20 protein-coding genes are annotated in these 21,845 nt (G+C 71.3%); 8 read left to right on the top strand and 12 right to left on the bottom strand.

All coding sequences use genetic code 11. From position 1 onward, the window contains the following. Positions 1-93: 93 nt before the first annotated feature. Both ACH34T_RS29675 and ACH34T_RS29680 read left to right on the top strand, forming a co-directional pair. Complete coding sequence (locus ACH34T_RS29675) at positions 94-753, top strand: TetR/AcrR family transcriptional regulator (protein WP_396024227.1); 660 nt, start codon at positions 94-96, stop codon at positions 751-753. A 23-nt stretch (positions 754-776) separates the two neighbouring features. Next, a complete protein-coding gene (locus ACH34T_RS29680) occupies positions 777-2,135 on the top strand; it encodes a carotenoid oxygenase family protein (RefSeq protein ID WP_396024228.1) in 1,359 nt (452 codons plus the stop codon). A gap of 4 nt (positions 2,136-2,139) precedes the next feature. On the opposite strand, the gene ACH34T_RS29685 is transcribed toward ACH34T_RS29680, so the two are convergent. Further along, the gene (locus ACH34T_RS29685; protein WP_396024229.1) at positions 2,140-3,075 is read right to left on the bottom strand and encodes an aminoglycoside phosphotransferase family protein; all 936 of its coding nucleotides are present in this window, start codon (positions 3,073-3,075) and stop codon (positions 2,140-2,142) included. Positions 3,076-3,112: 37 nt separating this feature from the next. Next, positions 3,113-3,412, bottom strand: a complete 300-nt coding sequence (locus tag ACH34T_RS29690; RefSeq protein WP_396024230.1) for a DUF1905 domain-containing protein — start codon at positions 3,410-3,412, stop codon at positions 3,113-3,115. Positions 3,413-3,731: 319 nt separating this feature from the next. Here ACH34T_RS29690 and acnA point away from each other — a divergent pair, with 319 nt between their 5' ends. Further along, a complete protein-coding gene (gene acnA / locus ACH34T_RS29695; RefSeq protein WP_396024231.1) occupies positions 3,732-6,497 on the top strand; it encodes an aconitate hydratase AcnA in 2,766 nt (921 codons plus the stop codon). Between the two features lie 59 nt (positions 6,498-6,556). Here acnA and ACH34T_RS29700 read toward each other — a convergent pair whose 3' ends face one another. Beyond that, a complete protein-coding gene (locus tag ACH34T_RS29700) occupies positions 6,557-7,177 on the bottom strand; it encodes a LysE family translocator (RefSeq protein WP_396024232.1) in 621 nt (206 codons plus the stop codon). A 131-nt stretch (positions 7,178-7,308) separates the two neighbouring features. On the opposite strand from ACH34T_RS29700, the gene ACH34T_RS29705 reads away from it, so the two are divergent. Next, positions 7,309-8,028 carry a sulfite exporter TauE/SafE family protein gene (locus ACH34T_RS29705; RefSeq protein WP_396024233.1) on the top strand — a complete coding sequence of 240 codons (720 nt, stop codon included), beginning with the start codon at positions 7,309-7,311 and terminating at the stop codon, positions 8,026-8,028. Further along, positions 8,028-8,591, top strand: coding sequence for a G/U mismatch-specific DNA glycosylase (gene mug, locus ACH34T_RS29710; RefSeq protein WP_396024234.1), 564 nt, complete (start codon positions 8,028-8,030; stop codon positions 8,589-8,591). Before ACH34T_RS29705 ends, mug begins: the two co-directional genes overlap by 1 nt. Positions 8,592-8,595: 4 nt before the next feature. On the opposite strand, the gene ACH34T_RS29715 is transcribed toward mug, so the two are convergent. The 5 genes from ACH34T_RS29715 to idi all read right to left on the bottom strand — a co-directional run bounded on the left by ACH34T_RS29715 (position 8,596) and on the right by idi (position 13,056). Then, positions 8,596-9,036, bottom strand: coding sequence for a hypothetical protein (locus ACH34T_RS29715; protein WP_396024235.1), 441 nt, complete (start codon positions 9,034-9,036; stop codon positions 8,596-8,598). 247 nt (positions 9,037-9,283) lie between these two features. Next, positions 9,284-10,126 carry a carbohydrate ABC transporter permease gene (locus ACH34T_RS29720; protein ID WP_396024236.1) on the bottom strand — a complete coding sequence of 281 codons (843 nt, stop codon included), beginning with the start codon at positions 10,124-10,126 and terminating at the stop codon, positions 9,284-9,286. Continuing rightward, positions 10,123-11,016 carry a carbohydrate ABC transporter permease gene (locus ACH34T_RS29725; RefSeq protein WP_396024237.1) on the bottom strand — a complete coding sequence of 298 codons (894 nt, stop codon included), beginning with the start codon at positions 11,014-11,016 and terminating at the stop codon, positions 10,123-10,125. The genes ACH34T_RS29720 and ACH34T_RS29725 overlap by 4 nt, the downstream gene beginning before the upstream one ends. Positions 11,017-11,028: 12 nt before the next feature. Further along, positions 11,029-12,345: an ABC transporter substrate-binding protein gene (locus ACH34T_RS29730; protein ID WP_396024238.1), complete on the bottom strand. Its 1,317-nt coding sequence runs from the start codon at positions 12,343-12,345 to the stop codon at positions 11,029-11,031. A 132-nt stretch (positions 12,346-12,477) separates the two neighbouring features. Further along, the gene (gene idi, locus ACH34T_RS29735) at positions 12,478-13,056 is read right to left on the bottom strand and encodes an isopentenyl-diphosphate Delta-isomerase (protein WP_396024239.1); all 579 of its coding nucleotides are present in this window, start codon (positions 13,054-13,056) and stop codon (positions 12,478-12,480) included. Positions 13,057-13,224: 168 nt separating this feature from the next. Between idi and dxs the strand changes: the two genes are divergently transcribed. Beyond that, positions 13,225-15,165 (top strand): 1-deoxy-D-xylulose-5-phosphate synthase, encoded by a 1,941-nt coding sequence (gene dxs, locus ACH34T_RS29740; protein ID WP_396024240.1) that lies wholly within the window; start codon positions 13,225-13,227, stop codon positions 15,163-15,165. 59 nt (positions 15,166-15,224) lie between these two features. Here the strand turns inward: dxs and ACH34T_RS29745 are convergent, their stop codons facing one another. From ACH34T_RS29745 to ACH34T_RS29755, 3 genes are all read right to left on the bottom strand, one after another. Next, positions 15,225-15,590, bottom strand: coding sequence for a hypothetical protein (locus ACH34T_RS29745; RefSeq protein ID WP_396024241.1), 366 nt, complete (start codon positions 15,588-15,590; stop codon positions 15,225-15,227). Positions 15,591-15,661: 71 nt separating this feature from the next. After that, a complete protein-coding gene (locus tag ACH34T_RS29750; protein ID WP_396024242.1) occupies positions 15,662-17,023 on the bottom strand; it encodes an FAD-dependent oxidoreductase in 1,362 nt (453 codons plus the stop codon). A gap of 60 nt (positions 17,024-17,083) precedes the next feature. Beyond that, a complete protein-coding gene (locus ACH34T_RS29755) occupies positions 17,084-18,568 on the bottom strand; it encodes an amino acid permease (RefSeq protein WP_396024243.1) in 1,485 nt (494 codons plus the stop codon). A gap of 394 nt (positions 18,569-18,962) precedes the next feature. Here ACH34T_RS29755 and ACH34T_RS29760 point away from each other — a divergent pair, with 394 nt between their 5' ends. Continuing rightward, positions 18,963-20,015 (top strand): RICIN domain-containing protein, encoded by a 1,053-nt coding sequence (locus tag ACH34T_RS29760; RefSeq protein WP_396024244.1) that lies wholly within the window; start codon positions 18,963-18,965, stop codon positions 20,013-20,015. 112 nt (positions 20,016-20,127) lie between these two features. After that, positions 20,128-20,922 carry a hypothetical protein gene (locus tag ACH34T_RS29765; protein ID WP_396024245.1) on the top strand — a complete coding sequence of 265 codons (795 nt, stop codon included), beginning with the start codon at positions 20,128-20,130 and terminating at the stop codon, positions 20,920-20,922. Positions 20,923-21,038: 116 nt separating this feature from the next. Here the strand turns inward: ACH34T_RS29765 and ACH34T_RS29770 are convergent, their stop codons facing one another. Continuing rightward, positions 21,039-21,551: a hypothetical protein gene (locus ACH34T_RS29770; protein ID WP_396024246.1), complete on the bottom strand. Its 513-nt coding sequence runs from the start codon at positions 21,549-21,551 to the stop codon at positions 21,039-21,041. Positions 21,552-21,845 lie beyond the last annotated feature (294 nt).

Raw genomic sequence — 21,845 nt, forward strand, 5'->3', positions numbered from 1 at the left:
GTTCCCGGGTGAACACGCTCCGAAGGTTGACCTTCCGCCTGGGGTGTGCGATAACGTTGTTATGGATCAAAAACGTTGTTACTGCGCGGGCGGATGACCAGGAGCGGCACGGCGCCGAGCGCGTACGCGCGGGCCCAGCGGCAGGGCGACCGGGCCATCCGGACCACGCTGCTGGACGCCGCCAGCCGCCTGCTCGCCGCCGAAGGTCCGCAGGCCCTCGCGCTCCGCCGCATCGCCGCCGAGGTCGGCTGCTCCACCACCGTCCTGTACCGGATGTTCGGCGGCAAGACCGGGCTCACCGAGGCGCTCTACATCGAGGGCTTCGAACGGTTCCGGCAACGCCTCGCCGCCGTCCCGCACCACCCCGACCCGCGCGACTACGTGCGCGAACTCGGCCGCGCGTACCGGGCCAACGCGCTCGCGGAACGCAACTACTACAAGCTGATGTTCGGCGAGCCCGTCCCCGGATTCGAGGCCGGCGAGGAGGCGCTGGCCACGGCGGCCTCCGCCTACGCGGTCCTGGAGGACGCCGTCGCCGCCTGCGCCGCCGCCGGCCTGCTCATCGACGCCGACCCGCGCCACGTGGCGGCGTCGTTCTGGGCCGGCATCCACGGCTTCGTCAGCCTCGAACTCGACGGCCACCTCCACGACGCGGACGCCGTCCTCGACGCCTTCATGCGCGGCGTGTCGTCCGGCTTCTTCACCGGCGCCCCTCGAACCGACGCCGCTCGAAACGGCGCCCCCTCGAAGTAACGCCCCCTCGAAGTGAGGTCACCATGACGAGCTTCAAGAATCCCTACCTGCAAGGACTCCTCGCGCCCGTCACCGAGGAGATCACCGCCCGCGACCTGCCCGTCACCGGGCGCATCCCGTCCGGCCTGCGCGGCCGCTACCTGCGCATCGGCCCCAACCCGCTCGGACCCATCGGGCCCGAGGACGACGCGTCCTACCACTGGTTCACCGGCCACGGCATGATCCACGGAATCCGGCTCCGCGACGGACGCGCCGAGTGGTACCGCAACCGCTGGGTCCGCTCGCAGGACGTCGCGGAACGGCTCGGCGAACCCTGGCCCGCCGGGCCCGTCGTCGAGAACTTCGACTCCGCGCCCAACACCCACGTCATCGAGCACGCCGGAGAGACCCTCGCGCTGATCGAGGGCGGGTCCAGGCCGTACCGGCTCGACCACGAGCTCCGCACCCTCGGCCCCTGCGACTTCGGCGGCACCCTCAAAGGCGGCTACACGGCGCACACCAAGAAGGACCCGGAGACCGGCGAACTCCACGCCATCGCCTACTTCTTCGGCTGGGAGCATCTGGAGTACACCGTCCTGAGCACGTCCGGCCGGATCGTCCGCTCGGTGGAGATCCCCGTCTCGGACTTCCCGATGGTGCACGACTTCGCGCTGACGCAGAAGTACGTCGTCATCTACGACCTGCCCGTCACGTTCTCCATGCGGATGGTCGAGGACGGGTCGAGCCTCCCGTACGCCTGGAACCCGGCGCACCCGGCCCGGGTCGGCCTGATGCCGCGCGACGGCGGCGCCGCTGACGTCCAGTGGATCGACATCCCGCCCTGCTGGGTCTTCCACACGCTCAACGCCTACGACGACGACGGCGGTCGCGTCGTGGTGGACCTCGTCCGCTTCCCCAGCTTCCTGCACGGCGGACGCCTGGAGGGCAACCCGCCCCCGACCCTGGACAGGTGGACGATCGATCCCGCCGCCCGCCACGTCCATCAGGAGACCGTCGACGACCGCGCGCAGGAGTTCCCGAGGGTGGACGAGCGGCTCCTCACGCGCCCGCACCGGTACGGGTACACGGTGACCGCGGAGGCCGTCGTCCAGAACCGGGCCGGCGAGGCGCTGATGAAGCACGACTACTCGGGCGGGTCGTCCGAGGTCCGGCTCTTCCCCGCCGGGTCGGGCGTCGGCGAGGCCGCCTTCGTGCCGTCCGCGCCGGACGCCGCGGAGGACGACGGCTACCTGATGGCCCTGACCTTCGACCCCGGCCGGGAGGCCACCGACCTCGTCATCATCGCCTCCCAGGACTTCACCGGCGAGCCCGTCGCGACCGTCCACCTGCCGGTCCGGGTGCCGCTCGGCTTCCACGGCACCTGGGCCCCCGATCCCGCCTGACCGCTCACGAGAGGCGGGGGAGGAGCTGCAGCGCGACGTCCAGGGCCCGGGTCGTCCCCGTCGGCTCGTCGGGCGTCCAGGCCTCGGCCGTCCAGACCTCGGAGAGGACGGCCGTCACGAACCCCCACGCCTCCACCCGTTCCAGGGGGAGGGCCAAGCCGTCCGCCAGCTGCTCGACGCGCGTGGGCATCAGCTTGAGCAGGTCTTCGTCACGGTCGTCCGGGTCGGGGTTGTAGAGCAGGGTCCCCGCCTCGTAGCCGGGGTCGCCCACCCAGCCGTGCGGGTCGATCGCCAGCCACGGCTCGCGATCCGCCCGCAGGACGTTGTCGTGGTGCAGGTCGCCATGCAGGACGACCCGATCCGCCGCGTCGGCGCACAGCTCGTCGAAGAGCCGTCCGGCCCGCTCGACCAGATGGCGCGGCAGCGGGTCGTCTCCTGGGAAGCGGCGCAGGTGCTCGGTGAACGAGGCGCTCTCCGTGGACAGGTCCGGCAGCGGGCAGTCCGGCGGAGCGGGGCGGTGCAGCCGACGCGCCACGCCGATCACCGCGGCCGTGGCCTCCTCGTCCCGGTCCGGGACGAGGTCGCGCGCGAGCGTTCCGGGCGTGGCGCGTTCCAGCAGGAGCGCGCCGCGCGCCGGGTCGTGTTCGAGCAGGCGGACGGCGCCCCGGCCGTCGAAGATCCCGAGCGCCGCCGCCTCGATGTCGAGATGGCCCGGCTGCGTCGGCCCGAGCTTGAGCACCGCCGCCGACCCGTCGTCCTCCCGTGTCGCCTCGGCCACCCAGTGGTAGCTCAGATCGAACGTCCGGCCGACGTTCAGCCGCCAGTCGCGGGCGACGCCGTCCACGATCTTGGGCAGGTCGTCCAGCCAGCGCCGGCCGTCGGCGCCCCAGGTCTCCACGGCGTTCCGGACGAGAGCGGGCGGCGGCACGACGGAGGGCATGAGATCAACTCTGCCACGCCGGCGCGGGTGTTCCGGCCTAGCCGAGGCGTTCGACCAGGTGGACGGTGACCTCGTCGCCGGCCTCCTTGCCGAGTGCCTCGCGGAGCTCCGCCTTGACCGCCAGCTTGTGATTGCCGTCGCCCAGCGCCATGAACGAGCCCTGGAACGGGTGCCCGTCGACGGTGCCCTTGACCTTGACCAGGCCCCGCGTCCCGAAGAACTCGGCTGATTCGGGCCAGATCACGTACGTCCAGCCGCCCTTGGCGGGGCTCTTCCGCAGGGATGCCGTGAACTGCTTGTCCAGCTCGTACTGCTTGCTGCTCGTCTTCGTCGCCATTTGGTGTTCCTCCTTGGACGGTTCATAGGGGAGACCGTCCGGGGCGCCGAAACTCATCGGTCGTCGCCGTCCCGCCACAGTGTCTTGATATCGAGATAAAATTGAGGTAGCTTGACATCAAGAGAAATCTCGCGGAAGTTAGGCCGACCTGATTCCCGGTCCGCGGCCGGACTAGGGCAGGATCAAGGTAGGCGAGCAAGGTGTCCCGCCCTCCCGGCGTGTGGAGCGCAGGACGAGGACGGCGCAGATTGAAGATCGACACGAACCCCGCGCGCTCATGTCCCGGACCGGACGCGCGGTGGTGACGGAGGAGGAGTCCGTGTCCGCGAACAGCTTCGGCAGCCTTGACAAGCTGCAGGTTGGCGACAAGTCGTACGACATCTACCGGCTGGACGCCGTGGAGGGCTCGGCTCGTCTCCCGTACAGCCTCAAGGTGCTGCTGGAGAACCTGCTGCGCACCGAGGACGGCGCGAACGTCACGGCCGACCACATCCGCGCGCTCGCGCAGTGGGACGCCAAGGCCCAGCCGAGCAAGGAGATCCAGTTCACCCCCGCCAGGGTCATCATGCAGGACTTCACCGGCGTGCCGTGCGTCGTCGACCTGGCCACGATGCGCGAGGCCGTCCGGGACCTTGGCGGGGACGCGGCCAGGATCAACCCGCTGGCGCCCGCCGAGATGGTCATCGACCACTCCGTCATCGTCGACTACTTCGGCTCGCCGGACGCGTTCGAGCGCAACGTGCAGCGCGAGTACGAGCGCAACCGGGAGCGGTACCAGTTCCTGCGGTGGGGGCAGACGGCGTTCGACGAGTTCAAGGTCGTCCCGCCCGGCACCGGGATCGTCCACCAGGTGAACATCGAGCACCTCGCGCGCGTGGTGTTCGACCGCGACGGCGTCGCCTACCCCGACACCTGCGTCGGCACCGACTCGCACACGACGATGGAGAATGGCATCGGCGTGCTCGGGTGGGGCGTCGGCGGCATCGAGGCGGAGGCCGCGATGCTCGGGCAGCCGATCTCGATGCTCATCCCGCGCGTGGTGGGCTTCAAGCTGAGCGGCGAGCTGCCCGCCGGGACCACCGCCACCGACCTGGTGCTGACCGTCACGGAGATGCTGCGCGAGCACGGCGTCGTCGGCAAGTTCGTCGAGTTCTACGGCGAGGGCGTGCACGCGCTGCCGCTGGCGAACCGCGCGACGATCGGCAACATGAGCCCCGAGTTCGGGTCCACCTGCGCGATCTTCCCGATCGACGACGAGACGCTGACCTATCTGCGGCTGACGGGGCGGAGCGACGAGCAGATCGCGCTCGTCGAGGCGTACGCGAAGGCGCAGGGGATGTGGCTCGACCCGTCGGTGGAGCCGGAGTTCTCCGAGTACATGGAGCTGGACCTCGCGACGGTCGTCCCGTCGCTGGCCGGTCCGAAGCGCCCGCAGGACCGCATCTCGCTGTCGGACGCGAAGCAGACCTGGCGGCGGGACGTGCAGAACTACGTCCCCAGCGTTCTCGGCGCGCTGGACGAGGCGTCCAACGAGAGCTTCCCCGCCTCCGACACCCCGGCGATCAGCCATGAGACCAACGGGGACAAGCCCCGCCACGTCGACGCCGACGGGTCGGGCCGTCCGCACAAGCGCGTCCCGGTCACGCTGGACGACGGCACGAGCTTCGACCTCGACCACGGGCACGTCGCCGTCGCGGCCATCACGTCCTGCACCAACACGTCCAACCCGTACGTGATGGTGGGCGCGGCGCTGCTGGCGAAGAACGCGGTCGAGAAGGGCCTGACCCGCAAGCCGTGGGTCAAGACCTCGCTCGCGCCCGGGTCGCAGGTCGTCACCGACTACCTGGAGCGCGCGGGCCTCACCCCCTACCTCGACAAGATCGGTTTCAACCTGGTCGGGTACGGCTGCACGACCTGCATCGGGAACACCGGGCCGCTGCAGCCGGAGATCTCCAAGGCCGTCAACGACAACGACCTCGCGGTCACGGCGGTGCTGTCCGGCAACCGCAACTTCGAGGGCCGCATCAGCCCCGACGTGAAGATGAACTACCTGGCGTCGCCGCCGCTGGTCATCGCCTACGCGCTGGCCGGGACGATGGACGTCGACATCCTCAACGACCCGATCGCCGAGGGCGCCGACGGTCCCGTCCACCTGAGCGACATCTGGCCCGCGCCGGAGGAGGTCGCCTCGATCGTCGAGTCGTCCATCGGGCAGGAGATGTTCACGCAGAGCTACGCCGACGTCTTCAAGGGCGACCAGCGCTGGGCCGCCCTGGACATCCCGTCCGGCGACCTGTTCGAGTGGGACGCCGCGTCCACGTACGTCCGGAAGGCCCCGTACTTCGACGGCATGAGCGCCGAGCCGGAGCCGGTCACCGACATCCACGGCGCGCGGGTCCTGGCGAAGCTGGGCGACTCGGTCACCACCGACCACATCTCCCCGGCCGGGTCCATCAAGGCCGGCACGCCCGCCGCGCGGTACCTGGAGGACAACGGCGTCGCCGTCAAGGACTTCAACTCCTACGGCTCGCGCCGCGGCAACCACGAGGTCATGATCCGCGGGACGTTCGCCAACATCCGGCTCCGCAACCAGCTCCTGGACGACGTCGAAGGCGGCTACACCCGCGACTTCACCCGGAACGGCGCGCCGCAGGCGTTCATCTACGACGCCGCGCAGAACTACGCGGCGCAGGGCACCCCGCTCGTCGTCATCGCGGGCAAGGAGTACGGCTCGGGCTCGTCGCGCGACTGGGCCGCGAAGGGCACGGCGCTGCTCGGCGTCCGCGCCGTCATCGCCGAGTCGTACGAGCGCATCCACCGCTCGAACCTCATCGGCCTCGGCGTCCTGCCGCTCCAGTTCAAGGACGGCGACTCCGCCGCGTCGCTGGGCCTCACCGGCACCGAGACGTTCGAGATCACCGGCGTCACCGCGATGAACGCGGGCGGCGTCCCCGACGAGGTCACCGTCAAGGCGGACGGCAGGGAGTTCGCCGCGACCGTCCGCATCGACACCCCGGGCGAGGCGGACTACTACCGCAACGGCGGCATCCTCCAGTACGTCCTGCGCAACCTCATCCGCAAGTAGGCCGCGCAAGCGAACGGGCCGCTCCGCGAAGGGGCGGCCCGTTCAGCGTTCCACGGCGCTCAGCGTTCCACGGCCAGGCGGACGCCGAAGCCGATGAACGCCACGCCGGTGACCTGCTGCAGGCGGCGCTTCACCGAAGGCCGGGACAGGACGCGCCGCGCCGCGCTCGCCGCCACGACGACCAGCGCCAGCCACGCCACCACCTCCGCGACGTGGATGACGCCGAAGAGCATGCTCGTCCCGAACGTCGGCGCGCCGTCCGGGATGAACTGCGGAAGCATGCTCATGTAGAAGACGCCGACCTTGGGGTTCAGCAGGTTGCTGGTCAGGCCCGTGCGCAGCGCGGTGCGGCCGGTGACGCTCGCGTCCGGCGCCTCCTCGGAGCCCCGCGCCTTCCGGCGGGCCTTCCACAGCGCCTGCCCGCCGAGCCCCAGCAGGTAGCAGGCGCCCGCGACGCGCAGCACGTCGAACGCGACGCGGGAAGCGGCCAGCAGCGCGGTCAGCCCGGCGGCGCTCGCCGCCGCCCAGCACAGCAGGCCGGACGCGACCCCCGCCCCGGCGAGGTACCCCGTCCGCCGTCCGCCGGTCACGGTCGTGCGCAGGACGAGCATCGTGTCCACGCCCGGAGTGATCGTCACCAGGGCGGCCACGGCGGCGAAGGCGAGGCAGGCCGTCAGCATGAAGACCATTTTGCCAGGAGTATCCCAGGTTGCGGCGACGGATTCGGCCGGACCGGCGGTCAGGGCGGCGACCGGCTCCGGCCTGCGCCGACGCGTCCGCCCGAGATATCCGGCGTGTACCGTTCTGCGGCGTGCCGGATCTAGAGTTTCTGCTGATCGGCGGGCTCGCCGCGCTGATGGGCGCGATCGTGCAGGGCAGCGTCGGCCTCGGCGTCGGGCTGGTCGCGACCCCGATCCTGGCGATGCTGTTCCCGGACCTGATGCCGGGCTCGATCCTCGTCCTGTCGGCCGTCCTGCCCCTCGCGACGCTCTCGCAGGAGGTCGGGCACGCCGACCTGCGCGGCATCGGCTGGGCGTTCGGCGGCCGCTTCGCGGGGACGCCGGTCGGCGTCCTGCTGGTCGCGGCCGTGCCCACGCAGGCGCTGGGCATCGTGATCGGCCTGATCGTCCTCGGCGCGCTGGCCGCCACCGCCTGGTCGCGCGAGGTGCCGCGGACCCGGCGGACGCTCGCCGCGGCCGGGGTCGTCTCCGGCGCCGCCGGCACCGCGTCCGGCATCGGCGGGCCGCCGGTCGCGCTGCTCTACCAGCGGGAGGACGGCCCGCGCGTCCGCGCGACCCTCGCGGTCTTCTTCATGGGCGGGGCGCTGCTGTCGCTGGCCATGCTCGCCGCCGCCGGGCAGCTCCCCGTCCGGCAGGTGACCGCGGGCCTGGAACTGCTCCCGTTCGTGCTCGCCGGGTTCCTCGCCGCCGGGCCGCTGCGCCGCTACCTGGACGCCGGCCGCCTCCGCCTCGCGCTCCTCGCCGTCGTGGGCACGTCCGCGGTGACGCTCATCGTCCGTAACCTGATCTGATGCGTCCTACGAAGGCCGACCTGGAGGCCGCCCGCGACCGCGTCATCCCCGACGTCCTTCCCCCGGACGGCGGGACGCTGCGGGTCCTGTTCAGCGGCATCAACCCGGGTCTCTACTCCGGGGCGACCGGCTTCCACTTCGCCCGTCCCGGCAACCGGTTCTGGCCCGCGCTGCACCGGTCGGGCTTCACCGACCGGCTGCTGGACCCGTCCGAGCAGGACCTCCTGCCCGGCTACGGCCTCGGCATCACCAACCTGGCGCACCGCACGACGGCCCGCGCCGACGAGCTGACCGCCGCCGAACTCCGCGAGGGCGGACGGCGCCTCGCCGCCCTCGTCGAGCGCCACCGGCCGTCCTACCTGGCCGTCGCCGGGGTCACCGCCTACCGCACCGCGTTCGGCCGCCGCCACGCCCAGATCGGCCCGCAGGACGACGCGTTCGGCCCCGCGAAGGTGTGGGTCCTGCCCAATCCGAGCGGCCTCAACGCCTCGTGGCCGATCGACCGGATTGCCGCCGAGTTCGCCCGCCTCCGCCAGGCCGCCGACGCCCTCGGCGCGCCGTGACGGCTCAGGAGGTGTGGTTGAGCGCGGCGGTCGCGGTGATCATGGCCGTGATCTCCTGGATCAGGGTGGGCTTCGGCTCCCACAGCCCCGGACGACCCAGGGCGACCCTGGGCCGGGGGAGGGCCCGGACGTCGCTAAGCCGCCAATGATGCATCCCGGGCTCTGACCAGGGGCCGCACTCGCAGGAGCCGCCGCCGACGGTGGCCGAGCAGACGTGGTCGAGCTCGCCCACGGCGATGACCGCGCCGATGGTGGCGAGGGGGTCGCGGGGGTCCCAGCCGGCGGCCTGGATGAGCGGTGAGTCGCAGGCCTTCAGATCGACGCGCATGGACGCGTGGATCAGGAGCGGGCCGCGGTAGGCGGTCGGCAGTCCCTGGTTCGAGACGGTCTTGCCGCCGCGCGCGATCACGAAAGCCCAGGGCTGCTGAACACTGATCGCCTGCACGCGGTCGCACCTCCAGTGCTCGCCCGTCCTCCACCGCCACGGGATCCCCCGAGGCCCGGCGAGACGCCGGCACACCGCGCAGTGATGCCCGAGAGGCTAGGCGCATCCCGGCGGAATTGCCAATGGACGAGGCGAGCGGGTCGCTGTCTTGGTAAGGGACGATCGGAAAGCCGTTCGATTCCCGTCCGGATCTCCTGATCATCCGTGTGACGCGCGACGGCGTCACCGGGTTGACGGGCCGCCGCGACTACCCCTTCAGCGCTCCCGCCATGAGGCCGCGCATGAAGAACCGTCCGAGGAGCAGGTAGACGAGGACGGTCGGCAGCGACGCCAGCAGCGCCGACGCCATCTGCTGGTTGTACTGGACGGCCACCGCCCCCGACCCCGCCGTGTTGTTCAGCATCACCGTGACCGGCCAGCTGTCCGGCGCGCCCAGGAAGACGGCGAACAGGAAGTCGTTCCACATGGACGTGAACTGCCAGATCAGCGTCACCGCGAAGGCCGGGCCCGACACGGGCAGCATGATCGACCAGTAGGTGCGGAGCATCCCGGCGCCGTCCACGCGGGCGGCCTCGATCAGCTCGTCCGGGACGGTGACGTAGTAGTTCCGGAAGATGAGCGTGCAGATCGGGATGCCGTACACGACGTGGGCCAGGACGAGGCCGCGGATCGTCCCGGACAGCTCCATGTCCGTCAGCAGCCCGGCCAGCGGGATCATCACGGCCTGGTACGGGATGAACATGCCGAACAGGAACAGCGTGAAGACCACGTCCGAGCCGGGAAACCGCCATTTGGACAGGACGAACCCGTTCAGCGAGCCGAGCACGGCGGAGATCAGCGACCCCGAGACGGCGATCTTGACGCTGTTCTGCAGGCCGGGGCGCAGCGCGTCCCACGCCGCGCTCCAGCCGGACGTGCTCCAGTGGTCCGGCAGGCTCCACGCGCTGCTCGGGTCCGCCTCGTCCAGCGGCTTGAAGCTGGTGACGACGAGGACGTACACGGGGATCAGGAACAGCAGGACGAACGCCAGCAGGACGGCCAGCTTCACCGCCTGCATCGGACGGCCCGCGGTGGGCGCCGGGGCCGTCATCGGGAGCGCTCCGTCCGCACCGACCACACCAGGTACGGGATCACCAGGACGGCCACGGCCAGCAGCAGGTACGTCGCGATCGTGGCGCCGTTGGCGGGGTCGTGCCGGTCGAAGATCTCGACGTAGGTGGCGACGGCTGGGACATAGGTGATGATCTGCTTGCCCGCGATCGCCATGATCAGGTCGAACACCTTGAGCGAGATGTGCCCGAGGATGATCAGCGCGGACAGCGTCACCGGGCGGAGCTGCGGGAACACGACGTACCGGTACACCTTCCACTCGGACGCGCCGTCCACCCGCGCCGCCTCCCGCAGCTCCTCCGGCACACTCCGGAAGCCCGCCAGATACAAGGCCATGACATATCCGGACATCTGCCAGATGGCGGGGAGGGCCATCGCCGCCATGCCCCAGGTCGGGTCCTGCCACCAGCTGTTCGCGAGCGCGTCCAGGCGCAGCTTGTCGAACAGCTGGTTGAAGCCGACCGCGCGCTCCGGCGGCGCCGGGTTCATCAGCCAGCGCCACACCACGCCGCTGGCGATGAACGACACCGCCATCGGAAACAGGTAGATGACGCGGAACGACGCCTCGCCGCGGATCCCCTTGTCCATCAGGAACGCCAGGAACGCGCCGAGCACCAGCGCCCCGACGACGAACACGGCCGTGAACACCAGGGCGTTCTGCACCGCGCCCGGCCAGCTCGGCTGGTCCCACAGGTCGACGAAGTTCCTGCCCTTGTCGAACCCGTACTCGCTGACCTCGTCGTGCTTGCCGCTCAGCGCGACCCGCGTGTTCCAGAAGATGAGCCCGTAGACGAACAGGCCGATCGCGACGATGGACGGCGACACCAGCAGCAGACCGGGCAGCCACTTCCTGCTACGGCGGAGCTTCACTGGTTCACAGACTCACAGGCCGCTGTTCTTGGCCGCGCTCACCAATCCCTGTTGCAGTTTGGCCGCGTCCCTGCTCTGGAGGAAGAGGCCCACCGCCGTGTCGATGTCGGTGTGCCACTTGTTGTTGGCATTAACTCCGTGCCAGAACGAGCCCGCCAGCTTGGTGCCCGGGTTGTTCCACTGCTCGAACGCGTCCTGCAGGTAGCCCGTGTAGAGGCTCTTGTCGGCGTCCTTGCGGGCGGGGATGGAGCCCTTCTTCGGGTTGAACAGGTCCTGCCCCTCCTTGCTGGACACCTCCTTCAGCCATGCCTCCGCGCCCGCCTTGTGCGGCGCGCCCTTGGGCAGGGTGAAGCTGTCCGACAGCCACATGTACGTGCCCTCGGTGCCCGGCGCGGCCGCGTACTTGAAGTCGGTGTCGAGCTTCTTGCCGAGGCCGTTCGGAGCGTTCCCGACGAAGTAGCCGTACGCCCAGTCGCCCATGACGTTGAACGCGGCCTTGCCGTCCACGACGGCCTTCGCGGCGCCCTGCCAGTCGGTGGACGCGGCCTCCAGCGTCGTGTACTTCATGATCTCGGCGAAGTCGTTCAGCGCCCTGGTGACCGCCGGGGTGCTCCAGTCGGCGCCCGGCTTCCACAGCGCGTTGTAGGCGTCGGTCCCGAGATCGCCCAGCAGGACGTTCTCCAGCAGGTGGTCGGCCGTCCACTGCGCGCCGAGCGACAGCGGGACCTTCTTCGTCTTGTCCTTGACCGCCTTCAGTGCGGTGACGAACTCCGCGATCGACTTCGGCGGCCCGGCGACCCCGGCGTCCTTCAGGATGCCCGGGTTGTACCAGAGGACGTTCGACCGGTGGATGTTCACCGGCACGGAGTAGATCTTGCCCTGGTACGTGATCTGGTCGATGAGCTGCTGCGGGTACACCGACTTCAGGTTGTTCTGCTGGTAGAAGCCGTCCAGCGGCTCGATCTGCCCGGCCTTGATGTAGTCGAGCAGCTCCGCGCCCGCGTGGCCCTGGAACGAGTCCGGCGGCTTGCGGTTCTGGAGCCGGCTCGCCAGGACGGCCTTCGCCTGCGTCCCCGACCCGCCGGCGATCGCCGCGTTGACGAACTTCGTCCCGGAGTTCTTCTTCTCGAAGTCGGCCTGCATGGCCTTCAGCCCGTCGGCCTCGCCCGGACCCGTCCACCAGGAGAAGACCTCGACCTGGGACTTGTCGTTCGAGCCGTCGTCCTCGTTCGCGCCGCAGGCCGACAGGGCCAGCGCGCCCGTCAGCGCGCCCGTCATCACCAGGGCCGCGAAGACCGTCCGGCGGCTCCCGGTGGCACGTACTCGCATCGTCCGCTCCTCCATTCCCCGGAGAAGCAAGCGTCCGTTCGGATCGGCGCGCGGGTCAACACCGGGGGCCGAAAAGTGATCTAGCGGTAATGCGAGCGCCACGCTCGGACACCAGCCGCCCCGCCGGGGGCCCTACCAGGCGAGGGCGGGCGGCAGCTCGGCCCGGCCCGCGTCGGGCCAGTCCAGGGGCGCGCCGAGGGGGGCGAGCTCGGCGAGCTGGAGGCGGTACCAGGGCGACGCCTCGGGCCGCTCGGCCAGCTCCAGGCAGCGCTCCCACGGCCACCAGTCCGCCTGCTCGACCTCCGCCGGGTCCAGCCGGAGAGCGCCGCCCGCCGGGACGATCGCGCGCACGACGGGGCAGCGCTCGTTCTCGACGGTCCCGTCCGCCGCGACGGCCCGGTACCGGAACCGCGGCAGGACGGACGTGAGCTCCGCGCCCGGCACGCCCAGCTCGTCCCGGAGGCGGCGCAGCACGGCGTCGCGGAGCTTCTCGCCGGGGCCGGGGTGGCCGCAGCAGCTTCCCGTCCACACGCCGGGGAACGTCCGCTTGCCCAGGGCCCGGCGGGTGATCAGCACGCGGCCCGCCGCGTCCACCGCGTAGCAGGAGAAGGCCAGGTGGTACGGCGTTTCCTCATGGTGACTCGCGATCTTCGGAGCCGTCCCGACGGCCTCGTCGTCCGCGTTGAGCAACACGATCTCTTCGACGCCCATGCTCAAGTCCTACCCCATGCGCCACGCCCCGGTGAGTCGTTTCACAGGTCAGTCGTTTCACACCCCCGGGGCAGGTGGGCCCCCGGCGCGTCGCGCGCGAACCGGGATTAAACTCGGAACGGCCCGAGCCAGGGGAGAACCGGTCCCCGACGGAGGAGTTGAAAACGAGTGAGCTTGCTGGAGTCGATCACAGGTCCCGACGACCTCAAACGACTGGACGCCGCTCAACTGACTCGGCTCGCGGAGGAGGTCCGCGAGTTCCTCGTCCAGGCGGTCTCCAAGACGGGCGGCCACCTGGGGCCGAACCTCGGCGCGGTCGAGCTGACGATCGCGCTGCACCGCGTCTTCGACTCGCCGCACGACAAGATCCTCTTCGACACGGGGCACCAGGCGTACGTGCACAAGATGCTGACCGGGCGGCACGACTTCGAACGGCTCCGCAAGCGCGGCGGGCTGTCCGGCTACCCGAGCCGCGCCGAGTCCGAGCACGACGTCATCGAGAACTCGCACGCCTCGCCCGCCCTCTCGTACGCCGACGGGTTCGCCAAGGCGTTCCAGCTCCGCGGTGAGGACGACCGCGCCGTGGTCGCCGTCGTCGGCGACGGCGCGCTGACGGGCGGGATGTGCTGGGAGGCGCTCAACAACATCGCCGCCGGCGGCGCCGGCCGTCCCGTCATCATCGTCGTCAACGACAACGGCCGCTCGTACTCGCCGACGATCGGGGGGCTCGCCTCCCACCTGGCCGACCTGCGCGTCACGCAGGGCTACGAGAACGCGCTCGACCTCATCAAGAAGACCGTGCCGCGCGCGCCGGTCGTCGGCAACGTCGCCTACGAGGCGCTGCACGGCATCAAGAAGGGCATCAAGGACGTCCTCCAGCCGCAGGCCATGTTCGAGGACCTCGGCATCAAGTACGTCGGCCCGATCGACGGCCACGACGAGGACGCCGTCGAGCGCGCGCTGCGCCGGGCCCGCGGGTTCGGCCGCCCCGTCATCGTGCACTGCATCACCACCAAGGGACGCGGCTACGCCCCCGCCGAGAACGACGAGGAGGACTGCATGCACGGCGGCGGCGCGTTCGACCCCGCCACCGGGCAGTTCGTCCGCAAGTCGGGCGGCCCCGCCTGGACGAAGATCTTCGGCGAGGAGATGGTCGCGATCGGCCGCGAGCGCCGCGACGTGGTCGGCATCACCGCCGCGATGCTCTACCCGGTCGGGCTGGCCCCGTTCGCCGAGGCGTTCCCGGAGCGCATCTTCGACGTCGGCATCGCCGAGCAGCACGCCGTCACGTCCGCGACGGGGCTCGCGATGGGCGGGCTGCACCCGGTCGTGGCCCTGTACGCGACGTTCCTCAACCGCGCGTTCGACCAGGTCCTCATGGACACGGCGCTGCACGGGCAGCCCGTCACGTTCGCTTTGGACCGCTCCGGCGTGACCGGCGACGACGGCCCCAGCCACAACGGCATGTGGGACCTGTCGATCCTGCAGCTCGTGCCCGGCCTGCGCATCGCCGTCCCGCGCGACGGCGCGCGGCTGCGCGAGCTGCTGCGCGAGTGCGTCGCGGTGTCGGAAGGACCGACCGCGATCCGCTACCCGAAGGGCCCCGCCGCCGCCGACATCGAGGCCGTCGGCAAGGCCGGCGACATGGACGTCCTCGCCCGCCACGACGGCTCGAACGGCACCCGCGTCCTGCTCGTCGCGGCCGGGTCGATGGCGACGCCCGCGGTCGAGGCCGCCGAGCTGATCGCCGCCCAGGGCATCGGCGTCACCGTCCTCGACCCGCGTTGGGTGAAGCCGCTCGACCCGGCGCTCGCCGGGCTCGCCCGCGACCACACGCTCGTCGCCGTCGCCGAGGACAACGGCCGCGCCGGCGCCGTCGGCGACGCCGTCGCGCGGCTGCTGCGCGACGAGGGGGTCGACGCCCCGATCCGCACGTTCGGCATCCCGCAGGAGTTCCTCGACCACGCCGCCCGCGCCGAGATCCTCGCCGACATCGGCCTGACGCCGCAGGCCCTCGCCCGCGACATCACCGAGCACGTCGCCCGGATCACCTCGCCCGGCACGCACGCCCCCGCCGGCCAGGACCGGGAGGCGTCCGACCGCGACTAGGCGCCTCGCCCGGCCGGGCACCTCGCCTGGCTGGGCGCGCCGCCCGGCCGGGCGCCCGGCTACACGCCCTCGGCCGACACCAGGTGCCAGAAGTGGGTGATGGACGCCGCGGACGTGCCCAGCTCGCGGCCCGAGTACGTCCATCTCCCGCGGAGCCGCCACGGGCGTCCGGCCCCGTCACGGACGAAGACCTGGAGCGGGAAGCAGGCGTCGTGCGCGCGGATGACGCCGGACGTGTCGACCGAGGGATCGAGCCGCGGCTCGCCCTCGCACCGCACGCCCATCACGGACGTGCGCGGATCCTGGCGCAGGAGCCCTTGCGTCAGGTCGTACACGAGTACGGACACGTAGTCGGGGCCGAGCCACCTCAGGTCGGGCACCGTCTCGGGTGGGGGGAACCCGTACAGTTCTGGACCGCCGGTCACAGGCGGCACCGTAGCGCTAGCGTGACATGTCCGTCACTACTTTTCGGGCGGGTTCTTGTCCCGAAAGTGAATTATTCCCTTGTGTAGCACGCGGACGTCATCGCCTCCCAGCGGGCCAGCTTGACGCGTTCGCCGCGGTCGAGCGCGCGGGCGAGGGCGATCTCGGCGGCGTCGAGGTTGAGCCAGTCGTCGTAGGTGACGACGCGGAGGCCCCGCGACTCCAGCAGCTCCTCGATGGTGAGCTTCGGCGGCGTCCGCGGGGCGGACCCGTCGTCCAGGACGTCCTCCAGGAGGTTGCGGACGGTCTCGGCCGCGTCGGACTTGTTGGTGCCGACGACGCCGGTCGGCCCGCGCTTGATCCAGCCCGCGACGTACTCGCGGGGCACCTGGACGCCGTCCGGGCCGAGGACGCGGCCGCCGTCGTTCGGGACCGTGTAGGTGCGCTCGTCGAACGGGACGCCGTCCAGCGGGACGCTCTGGTAGCCGACCGACCGCAGCACCATCCCGACGGGCAGCGTCTCGAACTCGCCGGTGCCGGTGACGCGGCCCGTGTCGTCCAGGCGGGTCTTCTCCAGCCGGAGCCCCTCGACGTGGCCGGTGCCGAGGATCTCGGCGGGGGCGCGCCAGAACCGCACGTCGATCTGGCGGAGGCGGTCGGCGGGCGGCTCGGCCGTCCAGGTGTTGAGGACCTTGACGTTGCCGCGGACGTGCCGGTCGCTCTCGGCGAGCTCGGCGCTCGCCGGGTCGAGGTCCATGTCCTCGGGGCTGACGTGGATGCCCGCGTTCGGCAGCTCGCCCAGCTCCCTGGCCTCCTTGGTGGTGAACTTCGCCTGCGCCGGGCCGCGCCGCCCGATCATGTGGACGCGCTTCACGCGGCTCCGCGACAGCGCCTCGATGACCTGCTCGGGGGCGTCGGTCTCGCGCAGCTCGCCGGCCGTCTTGGCGAGGATCCGGACGACGTCGACGGCCACGTTCCCGACGCCGATCACCGCGACCTCCTCGACGGACAGGTCGAACTCGTGGTCGGCGGCGTCGGGATGCCCGCAGTACCAGTTGACGAAGTCGGTGGCGGCGATGCTGCCGGGCAGGTCCTCGCCGGGGATCCGCATGTGCCGGTCGACCATCGCGCCGGTCGAGTAGATGACGGCGTCGTAGCAGTCCAGCAGGTCGGCGCGGGTCAGGTCGCGGCCCAGCTCGACGCAGCCGAAGAACCGGACGCCCGGGGTCTCCAGCACCTTCTGCAGGTACCGGGCGATCGACTTGATCGACTTGTGGTCCGGCGCGACGCCGTAGCGGACCAGGCCGTACGGCGTCGGCAGCCGGTCGAACACGTCCACCCGGACGTCACCGTCCGTCTGCTTGCCGAGGGCCTCGGCGGCGTAGATCCCCGCCGGGCCGGAGCCGATCACCGCGACGCGCACAGGAGGAGCCATGCGCGCCATTCTGCCTACCCGGCGCGCAAAACGACACCGCGGGGTCCGTCACGGAGCGTGTCAGCGCTTCGCGGCTGGCTCGCCGGCACGCTGCAGCCTGCTGTTCCGGTACCCGTACAGGGCATAGACGACGATGCCGACGGCCAGCCACGCCAGGAACCGCAGCCAGGTCTCCACCGGCAGGTTGATCATCACGAACAGGCAGGCCAGCACGGACAGGATCGGAACGAGCGGCACCCACGGCGTGCGGAACGCGCGCGGCAGCTCCGGGCGGGTGCGGCGCAGGATCACCACGGCGACCGAGACGACGAGGAACGCGAACAGCGTGCCGATGTTGACCAGCTCCGCGAGCTCGGCGAGCGGGATGAACCCCGCGAGCACCGCGGCGATCACGCCCATGATGATCGTCGACCGGTACGGGGTGCCGAACCGCGGGTGGACGGCCGACAGCCAGCCGGGCAGCAGCTTGTCCCGGCCCATCGCGAAGAGGATCCGGCTCATCCCGAGCAGCAGGATCATCACGACGGTGATGAGGCCCGCGACCGCGCCGACGTCGATGATCGTGGCGTACGCGGGATGCCCGTTCGCCTTGAACGCGTCCGCGAGCGGCGCCTCGGTGCTCAGCTCCGAGTAGTGCTGCATGCCGACGACCACGATCGACACGGCCGCGTACAGCACGGCGGTGATGGCGAGGGAGCCGATGAGCCCGATCGGCAGGTCCCGCTGCGGGCGGCGGGCCTCCTCGGCGGCGGTGGCGACGATGTCGAAGCCGATGTAGGCGAAGAACACGAGCGCGACGGCGGAGAAGATCCCGAGCCAGCCGTAGGTCGCCGGGGTGATCCCGAACAGCACCTGCATGAGCGGCGCGGCCAGGCCGCCCGCCTCCTCGGTCGGCTTCGACGGCGGGATGAACGGGTCGTAGTTCGCGCCCTTGACGTAGAAGAGCCCGGCGATGATCACCAGCAGCACCACGGACACCTTGATCGCGACGACCACCGCGTTGACCCGCGAGGAGATCTTGATGCCGAGCACCAGCAGCGCCGTCACCGCCAGCACGAGCCCGATCGCCGGGACGTTGACCGTCCCGCCGTCGCCCGGCGGGGCGGCGATGGACGCCGGAATCGTGACGCCGACGTCGTCCAGCAGCGCGGCGAAGTAGCCGGACCAGCCGACCGAGACGACCGCCGCCGCCAGGCCCATCTCCAGGATGAGGTCCCAGCCGATGATCCACGCCGGGAACTCGCCGAGCGTGGCGTAGGAGAACGTGTACGCCGACCCTGCGACCGGGACGGTCGAGGCGAACTCGGCGTAGCACAGCGCGGCGAGCCCGCACACCACGGCGGCGAGGATGAACGACAGCGCGACCGCGGGCCCGGCCTTCTCCCGGGCGACCTGGCCGGTCAGCACGAAGATGCCCGTCCCGATGATCACGCCGACGCCGAACACGGTCAGGTCCAGCGCCGACAGGGCGCGCCGGAGCCGGTGGCCGGGTTCCTCCGTGTCGCGTATCGACTGCTCGACCGACTTCGTGCGCAGCAGAGTCATCCTCCCCGCCCTTTCACGTCCGGGTGCGTGATCATCACGGCCGTCAGGGCTATGCCCGATCACGGGCGGCTTATGTGGGCCCGTGCCGGGATGTCGCGGGGCGCGCGGCGCGGCCCGCAGGCCCGCGCCGCCCGCCGGGCCCGCTCGCCTTTCGGCGACCGTTCCGCTCCGGCGGTTTCTGATTATCGACTTTTCAATAACTGTCCGGATCAGGTCAGTGCCGAATCGGACGCGGTCAGTGAGATTTCCCCCGGTGAGCAGCCTATTCGAGGATATCGGGCCGGATAATCGAGCGGGTGCGGCAGATCGTGAATGGTATGCTCATCGACTGAACGGGGACTCTTTACGGGGTGATGTCATGGCCGGATCGCCTCCGGATCCATGCAATGTGCGTATGACTGCGGAGTTCGTCGAAGTCGCCCGGAAGTTGAAGGCGTGGTCCGGGCTCTCCTACCGGCAATTGGAGAGGCGCTCGGCCGCGTTGGGGGACCGCCTTCCGCCGAGCACCCTGGCCACCGCGCTGAGCCGCGCGTCCCTTCCGTCCGAGCCCATGCTGGCGGCCTTCGTGCGGGCCTGCGGCGGGGGCGACGACATGGTCCGGCGCTGGACCGACACGCGCCGCCGCCTTGCCGTGGCGGAGACGGCGGGCCCGTTTCCGTCCGATGGCGTGGTGGCGGGCCGATTTCCGTCGGACGGTGTGGTGGCGGGGCGGGTTTCGTCCGGAGGGGCGGCGGAGGGGTGGTTCTCGGGCGCGGACGGGCGCGCCCGCACGCGAGCCGGGCGGGCGCGGCCGACGCCGGGGGCGGTGCGGCATGGTCGGGGCGGGCCGGTCAAGATCCTGCTGCTCGGGCTCGTCGCGCTGCTGACGAGCGGGCACGACGCGTTCGTCCAGGAGGACGGGGCCGCCGCGAAGACGCGGACGCGCCCGCCCCCGCGGGTGGTCTCGCCGGCCCTCGTCTCCGCCTCGGGGCCGGCCGACGGCTGGTACCAGGTGCACATCGTGCCGGGGCAGCGATGCCTGGCGATCGTCGCCCGCGGCCGGGGCGCCGGTGACCTGGCGCAGCAGAATTGCCGGGATCACCATCGCCAGTATTTCCATTTCCACCGTTCCGACGGAAATGCCTATGAGGTCAGGGCCGAAATCGGTAACGCGGATTTCTGCCTTACCGTGGACACGTTGGCCGCCGGCGACAATGTCCGGCTCCGGCGCTGCGGTCGCTCCAATCTGAGCCAGCGGATTCTGGTGGAGACCCTCGCCGACGGCGGGGAACTGCTGTCCGCGCAATTGAGGCTCTCCGCCGTGGCCGACCCGAGCAGGAGCGTGCAGGTGGGCCGTGCGGCGCCGGACGGAAACCGGCCGCGCGAGGATCGGCGGGAGAAGCAGAGGTTCTATCTCACCGAACCGCTGAGCCCCACGTGGAGGGGGGAGAGCGCAGATCCCGGGTAGGCCGCCCTCGGAGGCCCGGCCTGCCGACGCCGAGGCCCGCGCGCACGTGCCGGGCCGCAGGACTTTCATGGGGGTGACCCGGGTGACCGACGTTCCTTCTCGGCTCCGCCTGGTGACCGACACGTCGCCGGCTTCCTGGCTGGAGGCGGAGATGGGCGATTTCGACGCGGACGTCCGGGCCCTGCTGCCCGGCCGGTTCGACGCCTACGCGCGCATCCTGCATCCCGCCGACTCGCCTCTGGGGGAGCCGGTGCCCTGGCATGAGGTGGCCAGGTGGACGGGACGCTCGATGCATCCGCGCGTCCAGTTCAAGGCGCTGTCCCGTCCGGCACGCGGGGCGGGGGACGGCCCGCCGCCGTGGGACGAGCCGCCCGAGCGCGGCGAGCTGCCCCAGCCGATGTTGAGCGCCCTGTGCGCCGTGCTGGCCGGCCACACCGGCACCCCGGATCGGTGCTGGTTCTGCCTGTGGGACGGCTGGGCCTGGATCGCGGACACCGCGTCCGCGATGGTCCTGCTGGAGGCCCTGCCGGACGCCTCGCCCGATGCGCCGGGGCGGCGGCGGCCGGGCCGGGAGGCGGCGGCGAAGGCGCCCGCGTTCGACGACATGCCGCGCGTCCGGCTGCCCTGGCGCGAGTACGTGATGTTCGAGGGGCCGCTCGCCGCCGCCACGGAGCTGGGGCAACGTACGGCCGGGTTCTTCTCCCCGCAGTCGCCCAACCTGTTCTGGCCCGCGGACCGCTCGTGGTGCGTCGCGACCGACATCGACTTCGACTCGACCTATGTCGGCGGCCCGGCCTGGCTGGTCGGCGACCTGGTCGGCGACCCGGCCTTGGAGGCCGTCCGGGTGGAGCCGACCGACCCCATCGACGAGGACAGCGACCAGATCAACCGACCCCCCGGACGCTGACCCCAAGCCGCTGACCCCAAACCGCTGACCCAAGCCGACGGCCCCGCCGCCCTGACCCGACCGGCTCGGTGCCGGTGGGGCGAGGGGCGGCGGGGCCCGGCGTGCCCGGTGCTCCGTCAGGAGCGCTTGCACTTGCGGATCAGCACGACCTTGCTCTTGACGTGGCCGTTGAGCACCGGCGGCTTGTAGCCGGGCGGGAACGTCACGGTCGCCCAGGCCTCACCCTGGTACTTCTGGTTCTTGACGCACCGGCGGGCGGCGTTGTGCGCGATCTTCGCCTTGCCGCGGTTCGAGCGCCAGCCGCTGGTCTTGTAGATCCGGCCGTTCTTGTAGAGCCGGACCTTGATCTTCAGCGCGGCGACCTTCCGGTTGCACTTGACGTCGGCGGTCACGTTGACGCGGTGCCGGTCCTGCGCGTCGGAGTGGTGCGAGTAGTGCGGTAAGTGCACCCTGAGCAGGCACCTGATGGACGGGCGGGCGGCGGCGGTCGCCGTCCCCGCGCTGAGCTGGGACGCGGCTCCGGGCGCTGGGGCGGCGGAGGCGGCGGGCAGACCGGTCAGCGTCACGGCGCCCGCCGTGGCCAGGCCGGAGGCGAGCAGCGCCGCGCGGCGGACGAGCCTGGGGCTCATGGGTCCTCCTGTGGGTGGTGGCCCGGTCTCCGCGGACCGGGCCGATCTGGATGGCGCAACCGACACTCCAGCCCCGCCGCCGTCCCGGCAACCGGGTACGCCGATCGACTTCGTTCGAGTTCGTCCGCGCAGGTCAGAGGCCGTTCGAGACGACCCCGAACGGCACCGCGCGGCCGCGGCGGCCCGGCGGGACGGCCTTGCCGCGGCAGAGGCGGCCCGAGCATGCGGCCGGAATGCGGAAGAGGCGCGCCCCCCGGTGTTCGGAGCGCCACGTCCCGGGAACCCGCCGCGGCG

The sequence above is a fragment of the Actinomadura sp. 9N215 genome (genome assembly GCF_044326345.1).
In the GTDB taxonomy this organism is placed as follows: Bacteria; Actinomycetota; Actinomycetes; order Streptosporangiales; family Streptosporangiaceae; genus Spirillospora.